The organism is Mesorhizobium sp. M1409, assembly GCF_040317535.1.
Taxonomy (GTDB): domain Bacteria; phylum Pseudomonadota; class Alphaproteobacteria; order Rhizobiales; family Rhizobiaceae; genus Mesorhizobium.
The window spans coordinates 48,077-57,392 of the sequence record NZ_JAMYKV010000046.1 but is presented as its reverse complement, the minus strand read 5'-3'; the positions used below and the strand labels follow the sequence as shown (position 1 = coordinate 57,392).

At 62.3% G+C, this 9,316-nt stretch carries 10 protein-coding genes and 1 riboswitch; of the genes, 8 read left to right on the top strand and 2 right to left on the bottom strand.

Annotation, left to right across the window (positions count from 1 at the left end; all coding sequences use genetic code 11):
• The first annotated feature begins 5 nt into the window (after positions 1 to 5).
• The 5 genes from gfa to NKG99_RS27655 all read left to right on the top strand — a co-directional run bounded on the left by gfa (position 6) and on the right by NKG99_RS27655 (position 3,592).
• A complete protein-coding gene (gene gfa / locus NKG99_RS27675) occupies positions 6 to 575 on the top strand; it encodes an S-(hydroxymethyl)glutathione synthase (RefSeq protein WP_352872202.1) in 570 nt (189 codons plus the stop codon).
• 67 nt (positions 576 to 642) lie between these two features.
• Entirely contained in the window at positions 643 to 1,110 is a 468-nt protein-coding gene (locus NKG99_RS27670; protein ID WP_352872198.1) for a YaiI/YqxD family protein, read from the top strand.
• 32 nt (positions 1,111 to 1,142) lie between these two features.
• Complete coding sequence (locus tag NKG99_RS27665) at positions 1,143 to 1,814, top strand: DUF1345 domain-containing protein (RefSeq protein WP_352872197.1); 672 nt, start codon at positions 1,143 to 1,145, stop codon at positions 1,812 to 1,814.
• Between the two features lie 103 nt (positions 1,815 to 1,917).
• Entirely contained in the window at positions 1,918 to 2,799 is an 882-nt protein-coding gene (locus tag NKG99_RS27660; protein ID WP_352872195.1) for a cytochrome b/b6 domain-containing protein, read from the top strand.
• Position 2,800: 1 nt separating this feature from the next.
• A complete protein-coding gene (locus tag NKG99_RS27655; protein ID WP_352872194.1) occupies positions 2,801 to 3,592 on the top strand; it encodes a molybdopterin-binding protein in 792 nt (263 codons plus the stop codon).
• 39 nt (positions 3,593 to 3,631) lie between these two features.
• On the opposite strand, the gene NKG99_RS27650 is transcribed toward NKG99_RS27655, so the two are convergent.
• Positions 3,632 to 4,426, bottom strand: coding sequence for a maleate cis-trans isomerase family protein (locus tag NKG99_RS27650; RefSeq protein WP_352872193.1), 795 nt, complete (start codon positions 4,424 to 4,426; stop codon positions 3,632 to 3,634).
• A 210-nt stretch (positions 4,427 to 4,636) separates the two neighbouring features.
• On the opposite strand from NKG99_RS27650, the gene NKG99_RS27645 reads away from it, so the two are divergent.
• Together NKG99_RS27645 and NKG99_RS27640 are read left to right on the top strand one after the other, a co-directional pair.
• Complete coding sequence (locus tag NKG99_RS27645; protein WP_352872192.1) at positions 4,637 to 5,917, top strand: D-amino acid dehydrogenase; 1,281 nt, start codon at positions 4,637 to 4,639, stop codon at positions 5,915 to 5,917.
• Between the two features lie 8 nt (positions 5,918 to 5,925).
• Entirely contained in the window at positions 5,926 to 6,654 is a 729-nt protein-coding gene (locus NKG99_RS27640) for a GntR family transcriptional regulator (RefSeq protein ID WP_352872191.1), read from the top strand.
• Positions 6,655 to 6,692: 38 nt separating this feature from the next.
• Here NKG99_RS27640 and NKG99_RS27635 read toward each other — a convergent pair whose 3' ends face one another.
• Entirely contained in the window at positions 6,693 to 7,694 is a 1,002-nt protein-coding gene (locus tag NKG99_RS27635; protein ID WP_352872190.1) for a hypothetical protein, read from the bottom strand.
• 281 nt (positions 7,695 to 7,975) lie between these two features.
• A riboswitch (glycine riboswitch) is annotated at positions 7,976 to 8,063 on the top strand.
• Positions 8,064 to 8,212: 149 nt separating this feature from the next.
• Here NKG99_RS27635 and gcvT point away from each other — a divergent pair.
• Positions 8,213 to 9,313 carry a glycine cleavage system aminomethyltransferase GcvT gene (gene gcvT, locus NKG99_RS27630; protein WP_352872188.1) on the top strand — a complete coding sequence of 367 codons (1,101 nt, stop codon included), beginning with the start codon at positions 8,213 to 8,215 and terminating at the stop codon, positions 9,311 to 9,313.
• The last annotated feature ends 3 nt before the right edge of the window (positions 9,314 to 9,316 follow it).

Genomic DNA, 9,316 nt, shown 5'->3' with positions numbered 1-9,316 from the left:
AAAACATGGCGGAGAAACTGCATCCGAAAATCGACAACGGCTTGCCCCGGGAAAGCGCGAGCTTTGCCGGCGGCACGCTGGTCTGCGCCTGCACCAGCAACCCGGTCAAGGTTCGGGTCAAGGGCCAGATCGCCCACAACCATGCCTGCGGCTGCACCAAATGCTGGAAGCCGGAAGGCGCCCTGTTCTCGGTCGTGGCGGTTGCCGGTACGAGCGACGTGACCGTGACCGAAAACGGCGACAAGCTGAAGGTGGTCGATCCGAGCGCGCTGATTCAGCGCCATGCCTGCACCGGCTGCGGTGTTCACCTGCACGGACCGGTCGAGCGCGACCACGCGTTCAAGGGCCTGTCCTTCATCCATCCCGAACGCTTCGAGGAGGACGGCTGGTCGCCGCCGGGCTTCACCGCCTTCGTCTCCTCGATCATCGAGTCCGGTGTCGACCCGAGCCGCATGGACGGCATCCGGTCACAGCTCAAGTCGATCGGTCTCGAACCCTATGACTGCCTCAACCCCGGCTTGATGGATTATATCGCCACCTGGACGGCGAAGAAGTCCGGCGCCTTGCCGGCTTAGCAACCGATCGGATTGTATCCATGGGGCCGGACGAAATCGTCTGGCCCCATGCTCATTGGAACCAGCGATGCCCATACCTGCCATCTACGTCGATGCCGACGCCTGCCCGGTCAAGGCCGAGGTCGAAAAGGTCGCCGAGCGCCATGGCGTTGTCGTCACCTACGTCTCCAATGGGGGCTTGCGCCCTTCCCGCGACTCGATGATCCGCAACGTCGTTGTGTCCAAGGGCGCCGATGCCGCCGACGACTGGATCGTCGACAATGCGCGGACCAACGACATCGTGATCACCGCGGACATTCCGCTGGCCGCCCGCGCGGTGGCGCTCGGCGCGCATGTGCTCGGGCCGACCGGACGTCCCTTCACGCCGGAAACGATCGGCATGGCGGTGGCGATGCGCGACCTCAAACAGCACCTGCGAGAGACCGGCGAGAGCAAGGGCTACAACGCCAGCTTCGCCCCACAGGACCGTTCGCGCTTTCTCGGCGAACTCGACCGCATCTTGCGGCGGGCGCTTAAATCCGTCACACCGCAATAGAAACCGAGCGCCATTCCAAGGTTGGAACCGCCATGGCTGCCGAAACCCCGACGAAGTCTCCCTTGCAGCGCCACATGCTGTTCGCGGTGTCGGCCTGCTTCGGCGTCGTGGCGCTTGCCGTGGCGTTGCTGCTTCATGCTTCGCTCGCCTATTCGATCGGCGCCAACGCATTCTTTGCCGCCTACGTCAGTCTTGTCGTTGCCCATATGCCAAAATTCACCGGCAGATATCTGAGCAAGAATGCGCGCGCCACCGACCAGCCGGTGCTGGTCATCTTCGCCGTGACGCTTGTCGTCGTCGGCGTTGCCACCTTCTCGCTGTTCCAACTGATCAATCAGAAAGGCAGCGCCCATCCCATCGAACTCATCTTCGCGCTGCTCTCGATCCCGCTCGGCTGGTTCACCATCCATGCCATGGCGGCGCTCCACTATGCCCATGTCTACTGGATGGACGGCGATGCGGTCGACGCCGAGACCAAGAAGAATATCCCCGTCGGAGGACTGCTGTTTCCGGGCGACAAACGGCCGGAAGGCTGGGATTTCCTCTACTTCTCGACGGTTATCGGCATGACGGCACAAACCGCCGACACCAACATCACGACCACGCATATGCGACGTGTCGTGCTTATCCATTCGATCCTTTCCTTCTTCTTCAATACGGTCATCGTCGCCGCCGCCGTCAATCTCGCCATCAATCTACGCTAGTCGTAATAAATCCGTGATCGGATGAAACATTGGTTTGGATCGCGACGTATCAGGAGGACAATGAACGCGCAGGCCACGCCGTGAGGCCCGGAGACGAGACAAGATGGAATCCGTTGCCAGAAGCCAATCCGCCGCCGATCCCGGTGCTTCGGCGTCGAACGAAAAACCGCTGATCTACCGGCAGTCGCGCTGGACGCGGCTGACGCATTGGCTCTGGGCCATCTCGCTGTTCTTCATGCTGCTGTCAGGCTTGCAGATCTTCAATGCCCGTCCGCAGCTCTATATCGGCAAGGAGTCAGGCTTCGGCTACAACAATACGATCTTCGCCATCGGTGCCGAAAACACCGACGCCGGACCGCGTGGCTACACCGAAATCCTTGGGCATCGCTTCGACACCACGGGCGTACTCGGCTGGTCGGGGCCGGCGGGCCAGGAGACGTCCCTCGCCTTTCCTTCCTGGGCGACCATACCGTCCTACTATGACCTCGGCACCGCCCGCGTCGTACACTTCTTCTTTGCCTGGATACTGACCACGACCTTGATCGTCTGGCTGGTCGCCAGCACTGTGAACGGCCATCTGCGCCGCGATCTCACGCCACGCCTCGATGATCTCAAGCGCCTGCCGCGGGACATCGTCGACCACGCGAAACTCAAATTCCATCATACGCGGGAATACAACACGCTGCAGAAGATGGCTTATGGCGGCGTGCTGTTCGTGCTGTTGCCGCTTATGATCATCACCGGCCTGGCGATGTCACCAAGCATGAATTCAGTGCTGCCGTATCTCAACGATCTGCTCGGTGGCCGGCAGACGGCACGCACCATCCATTTCACCGTCATGGTGCTGCTGGTCGCCTTCTTCGTCGTTCATATCCTGATGATCCTCGCCGCCGGCCCGATAAACGAACTGCGTTCGATCATCACCGGCTGGTACCGCACCGATCCATCCGCACAGGACGACAAGACAACCGAGAGGAGTGCGTGACATGGCGAAGTTTGAGATAAGCCGCCGCAAATTCCTGACGGGTGCCAGTCTCGGCGCCTCCGGCATCATGCTGTCGGGTTGCGATGCCTTCGACAGCCAGTTGAGCGTTGGCAGCGGCTTGCGCGGTTTTCTCGAAAACGCCAATGACCTGACATACCGGGCACAGCGCCTGCTTGCCGGACATGACGCCCTGGCGCCGGAATTCACCGAAGCCGACATCCGCCAGCCGCAGCGGCCGAACGGTGTCACCGCTCCCGATGATGATGTCTACAAAGGCCTGCTCGCCAACAACTTCGCCGACTGGCGGCTGGAAGTTTCAGGCCTGGTCGAAAAGCCGCTGTCGCTCAGCCGTGAGCAATTGATGAACATGCCGAGCCGCACCCAGATCACCCGCCATGACTGTGTCGAAGGCTGGAGCTGCATCGCCAAATGGACCGGCACGCCGCTGTCACTGGTGCTGGACCAGGCGATGGTCAAGCCGCAGGCACGCTACGTCATGTTCCATTGCCTCGACACGATCGACCGCGGCCTCTCCGGAGACATCAAATATTACGGCAGCATCGACCTGATCGATGCCCGTCACCCGCAGACGATCCTCGCCTATGGCGTGAACGGCAAGCCGCTGCCGGTCGAGAACGGCGCACCGCTGCGCGTTCGTGTGGAACGCCAGCTCGGCTACAAGATGCCGAAATATCTCTACAAGATCGAGCTGGTCGACGGCTTCGCCACTATCGGCGGCGGCAGGGGCGGCTATTGGGAAGACAATGGCTACGACTGGTACGGCGGGATATGAACCGCATGCCGCAAGCGCCTCGGCTCGAAATGGACGCGCCTACAGCGAGCGGCGAAACAGCTCGCCTTTTCCAGCAATCTGCTCGCTAATGCCGCCAAGTCGCAGCATATGCCAGGCAAGTGCATGATTGCTCGATGTGACCGGTTTCTTCAGCTCCTTCTCGACCTCCTCGATGACCCGGGCAACGCGCATGCTGGTGCAGGAAACGAACACGGCTTCGCAGTCGCTCGACGCGCCGATCTCCAAAATGGCCTGCTTGACCGATGCCGGCGTTATGCGCGCAACGACATTGTCGTCCGCTTCGTTGAAGGAGCCCATGACCGGAATATCCATCCCCCGCGCCACCAGCGATGCCCGCAGGGAGTGATTGATTTTCGCGAGGTAAGGGGTGAGCAGCGCGATCCGCGAGACGCCCAGGGCCTTCAGCGCGGCCCGCGCCGCCGTCACCGGGTTGGTCACTTGCACGCCCGGCAGCACCTCGTGAACGCGCGCGGCAACCTTGTCCTCGCCGATGACAAGCGCTCCCGACGTGCAGGCAAAGCCGATCACATCGAACTTGACGTCGGGCAACAGGCCGACCGTTGCGGGGATGACGGCCGACATCTTCATCAGGTTTTCCGGCGTGATCTCGACATCGCTGTAAAGACGAGCCTCGTACAGCGCGATGTCGTTCGCGGGCAGCGCGTAGCGGAATTCATCCTCAATGGTCTGATCGGTCCGCAGCACGAGCAGGCCGAGATTGGCGCGGGTGCCGATACCGTCGTCGGTCTTGAAGGGAATGTGTTCCTTGTCGAGGACAAGCGCGTTGTCGGCGCGGGTAACCGGGGCGTCCATGGTGCAGTCCCCTTTCCTGATCCCAATCAGAATTGTCGACAATAGAAACGGCAACAATGCCAGAGGTGTCAAGGGCTCCGCGCAGATTTGGCACCAGGAAATGCTTGCATTATGCGTTTGAGTGGACCGCTTGTCCATGCGCCGTTGACAAGGACCGGCGTCTTCCTATTGAATTGTCGACAATAGAAACGACAGTCATTCGGGACGGCGATGCGCGTATTGATCTTGGGCGGTGGCGTAGTCGGGATCACCACTGCCTATCAGCTGCAAAAGGACGGCCACGCCGTCACCGTTCTCGAGCAGGCACCGCGGGTGGCCGAGGGCGCAAGCTGGGCAAATGCCGGCATGATCGCGCCCGGCCACTCCTTCGTCTGGTCATCGCCGGCCGCCCCCAAAATCCTGCTGAAGTCGCTTTTCCTGAAAGACCAGGCGCTTCGTTTCAAACTCTCCGCCGACCCGCATCTCTACAGCTGGTCGCTGCGCTTCCTCATGCAATGCACGGCCGCCAGGGCGCGCCGCAACACCCTCCTCAAACATCGGCTTGCGGTCCATTCCCAATCGGTCCTGCAGGCCGTCGTCAGGGAGGAAGCGATCCAATACGACAGGACGTCGGCCGGCATTCTTTACTTCCATCGCAGCCGTCAGGCGCTCGACAAGGGCGTCGCCAACATGCGCCTGCTGGAAGCCGACGGCCAGGAGGTCCGCATTGTCGACGCGCGGGAAATCGTTCACCGCGAGCCGGCGCTGGCTTCGTCGCGCGGCAGCATTGCCGGCGGCATATTGTGTCCGACCGACGAAACCGGCGATGCCGCCAAGTTCACGCGCGCGCTGGCGGCCATCGTCGAAACGAGGGGCGGCAATATCCTGACCGGCACCAGGATCGTCGGGATCGAACGCAGAAACGACGTGATCGCGCGGGTCGTCACCGACAAGGGAGAGTTTCTGGCCGACGCCTACGTTCTGTGTTTGGGCGCGGAGAGCCCGATCCTCGCCCGCAAGATCGGCCTTGGTCTGCCGATCTATCCGGTCAAGGGATATTCGCTGACCATTCCAATCGTCGACCCCGCCCTGGCTCCAAAACTTCCCGTTATCGACGAGCACAATCTCGTTGCCATCACGCCGATGGGCGATCGCATCCGCGTCACCGCGACCGCTGAGTTCGCGGGCTATGATCGCAGCCACAAACCCTCGGATTTCGCCTTCATGAAGCGCGTGACGCAGGACCTGTTCCCGCGCGGCATCGCCTATGATCGCGCCGAAATGCGGGCCTGCCTGAGACCGATGACGCCCGACAACCTGCCGGTCCTCGGCCTGCGCAACATCAAAAACCTCTGGCTGAACACCGGCCACGGCCACATCGGCTGGACCATGGCGCATGGCTCGGCCCGCATCGTCGCCGATCTGATCGCCGGCCGGTCCGCGCCGATCGCCCTCGATGGTATCCTTCCCACACAGGCCCGGTTCACCGAACCGAGTGCCGCAAAGGCATGACAGACGCCATGCTCCGACCCATCAGGCAAACCAACCAGGACAACAGCGCCGCGTTGGCATCCAAGCCGATGAAGACCGGCCCGCGTGTCTATGAAGAAATCCGTCGCATGGCGATGGATTATCGCTTCAAGCCGAACGAACGCATCAACGAAGTGGCGCTTGCCGCGAGGCTGAATGTCAGCCGCAGCCCGATCCGGGAGGCCCTCCAGCGGCTGGTCACGGAGGAACTCATCACCTTTCAGACCAATCGCGGCTTCTTTTGCCGCGGCTTCGATGTCGACGAGATCGTCAATCTTTCCGACGTGCGGGCCGTGCTCGAGGAGCGCTCCGTCAGGCTGGCGATTGAGCGCGCAACCAATGAGGAACTCGCCGCGCTCGTCGACTGGTGGGCGCTCACCATGGCGCGCGCCGACTCATTTTCCAGCGCCGAACTGACCGCCAGGGACGAGGAATTTCACATCCGCATCGCCAGGCTGTCGGGCAATCCCGAACTGGCGCGCATGCTCGAAGGCATCAACACGCGCATCCATTTCGTTCGCAAGATCGAAGTGGAGAAGCACCGGCGACTGTCGACGACCTACACCGAACACAGCGAGATCGCCCGAGCCATGGTGACCCGCGATGCCGACAGGGCCGCCAGGCTGATGCATGACCACATCGCCATCAGTGTCGCCGATGCCATGTCGACCGTTCGGGAAGGTTTGGCCCGGATATACATCGACGCCGACCAGATCTGATCAGGCAACCCAGATTTGATCATTCGACCCTTGACCGGTCAGGCAATCTTGTCGAGCAGCGGCCTCAGCACCGGATGGATTTCCGGCGAGGCGTGTTTGATCAGCGTCAGCAGCGCGCGTTCGTTCTCATACAGAGGCCGGTCCACGCCGATATGCTCGATCAGCCAGCCGGCTTCACCGGCATCGATCGTCTCGGCGCGGCGCGCCAGGGCCTCGGCCGCCCTGTTCTTGGCTTCCCACTCCGCTTCGATGTCATCAGGGGACCGATAGGCCTCCATGATGCCGGCAAGGCCGCCGGAGACCATCCGGCTGAAGAAGCCGCCGATTTCCGGATCGGCGTGTTCGAGGAAGGCATCACGGCGTAGTGCCACATCGCGCGTCGGCGCTTCATAACCGGCGGAACACATGACGAAATTGGCGATCGCCTTGACGAACAGCTCGTTCCAGGACGGATCGTTGCTGGCTTGGGCGGTCCGCTCGTTGATCTTGAACAGCACCTCTGCCTCGGCGCGCGTGATGGCAATGTTGCCGTCGCCACCGTGGGCGTGGAGGATACGGCGCAGCAACTCGACCTCCGCCTTGGCGATCAGCCCGGGAACCAGTGCGCCGCCGAGCATCAGCGGCCCCTTGCCGTCGATGACCGCGTGGGCGACCTGTTGCAGCGCATAGACGCAAAGCTGGCCCGGCGACGATCTCGCCTCTTCCAGCACGTGAACCAGCAATTCGAGTTCGGTCCGGCTGTCGACCATGCCGTCGCGCGCGATCGTACGGATCAGCCAGTCGGCATTGTCCTGCGAGATATAGCCCGACGGCTTTTCCTGGTGGACGATGTAGTCGGTGACCGCCTCGATGAAGAAAAGCGGCCATTCCGGGCATTTGTCCTTCGGCGAGGCATCGAGCGCGAACAGTGCCTCGGCCTCGCCGCGCGTCACCACACCGTCGCCGAACACCTCATGGCGCAACATCGCCACGTCCTCCGCGGCGATGCGGCTTTTCGAGGTCAGCCCGGCCACCGGCGCACTCATGATCAATTCGCCCATTTGTCGTCCCCGTCCGCCGCCGTCCAATGCCGGCCCCAAAGCGTCATGGCCGCCAACATATCAGCAGTGTCTTGAAAAACCGGCAAACGGCGTGGTTAGCGAAGGCTTGTCGGCCAATGCATGTCGCCCAAAAGTGTGCCGCGGTTTTGGGCGAACGACAGGCATCAAAACAAGGATCGAAAGCGCATCGCCAGCGCGACGCGCTTTAGATGTCGCTGACAGGTGACAAGCCGTCGCGCACAAGCTATGGATGGCGCGTCGAGGACTCAGGGTCTGAGTCCTACCTGTTTGCGGGAGAGAGCAGCGAAAGCTGCCGCCGAAGGGGAAATCGCCCGAAATCTCTCAGGCAAAAAGAACCGTAGACGGGAAAGACACTCTGGAAAGTCGGGGCTTGCCCCCGCGCCGAAGGTGTAAGCGCCGCTGACAGAGTTCCGGCTGCGCAAGTCTCTCAGGCTTCAGACAGAGGGGCACGGACTGGTCGCCATTCGCGACCGATTGCGTGCGACTCTGGAGATGACATGACGGGCGACGACACAAAACACCTTCCCCTCGAAGATATCCATGTGGCCGCTGGTGCGCGCTTTGGCGCCTTTGCCGGCTGGTCGATGCCGCTGACCTATCCGGCCGGCGTCATGAAGGAACACCTTCACACCCGCGAACAGGCCGGCCTGTTCGATATCTCGCATATGAAACTGTTTGAGGTCAGCGGGCCGGAGGTGGTTTCACTGCTCAATCGCGCCTGCCCGCTGGACGCCGGCGCGCTCGAAATCTCGCAATCCAAACTGTCTTTCTTCCTCAACGAAGCCGGCGGCATTCTGGACGATCTGATCGTCACCAGGCTGGGCGATATCAGGTTCATGGTGGTCGCCAACGCCGGCAACGCCGTCGCCGACGAAAAGCATTTGCGTGCGCTTGCCGCGGATTTCGACGTCAGGGTCGAGCCGCTCGACCGCGTCTTCCTTGCCATCCAGGGTCCTGAAGCGTGGGCGGCCCTTTCCCGCGCCGGCATCGAGACCGGCTCGCTGCTGTTCATGCATGGGGTCGAACCGAGGAAGAACTGGTTCATGAGCCGCTCCGGTTATACCGGCGAGGACGGTTTTGAAATCGGCCTGCCGGAGGCCGATGCGCGCGATCTCGTTGCGAAGCTGCTCGGCGATGAACGCGTGCTGTGGATCGGGCTGGCCGCCCGCGACAGCCTGCGGCTGGAAGCAGGGCTCTGCCTGCACGGCCAGGACATCACGCCGGAGACCGACCCGGCCAGCGCCGCACTGATGTGGGCGATCCCGAAGGAGATCCGTGCCACCGGCGCTTTCATCGGCGCCGATGCGCTGCGCGCCGCCGTGGAACGGGGACCCGCGCAGAAGCGGGTCGGGCTGAAGCCGGAAGGCCGCCAGCCGGTGCGCGCCGGTGCCGCGCTCTTTGACGCCGACGGCAAGCCCGCCGGCCATGTCACGTCAGGCGGCTTCGGCCCGTCAGCCGGCCATCCGGTCGCCATGGGCTATGTCACGGCATCACTGGCCAAGCCCGGAACACGGGTTTTCGCCGATGTTCGCGGCACGAAGATCCCCGTCGATATCAGCTCCCTGCCCTTCAGACCGCATCGCTACCGCAAAGGATGATTT

Bases quoted from the DNA above. Each gene is read 5' to 3' on its own strand.
- gfa (WP_352872202.1), top strand. From the start codon at position 6: ATGGCGGAGAAACTGCATCCGAAAATCGACAACGGCTTGCCCCGGGAA.
- NKG99_RS27670 (WP_352872198.1), top strand. From the start codon at position 643: ATGCCCATACCTGCCATCTACGTCGATGCCGACGCCTGCCCGGTCAAG.
- NKG99_RS27665 (WP_352872197.1), top strand. From the start codon at position 1,143: ATGGCTGCCGAAACCCCGACGAAGTCTCCCTTGCAGCGCCACATGCTG.
- NKG99_RS27660 (WP_352872195.1), top strand. From the start codon at position 1,918: ATGGAATCCGTTGCCAGAAGCCAATCCGCCGCCGATCCCGGTGCTTCG.
- NKG99_RS27655 (WP_352872194.1), top strand. From the start codon at position 2,801: ATGGCGAAGTTTGAGATAAGCCGCCGCAAATTCCTGACGGGTGCCAGT.
- NKG99_RS27650 (WP_352872193.1), bottom strand. From the start codon at position 4,426: ATGGACGCCCCGGTTACCCGCGCCGACAACGCGCTTGTCCTCGACAAG.
- NKG99_RS27645 (WP_352872192.1), top strand. From the start codon at position 4,637: ATGCGCGTATTGATCTTGGGCGGTGGCGTAGTCGGGATCACCACTGCC.
- NKG99_RS27640 (WP_352872191.1), top strand. From the start codon at position 5,926: ATGCTCCGACCCATCAGGCAAACCAACCAGGACAACAGCGCCGCGTTG.
- NKG99_RS27635 (WP_352872190.1), bottom strand. From the start codon at position 7,694: ATGGGCGAATTGATCATGAGTGCGCCGGTGGCCGGGCTGACCTCGAAA.
- gcvT (WP_352872188.1), top strand. From the start codon at position 8,213: ATGACGGGCGACGACACAAAACACCTTCCCCTCGAAGATATCCATGTG.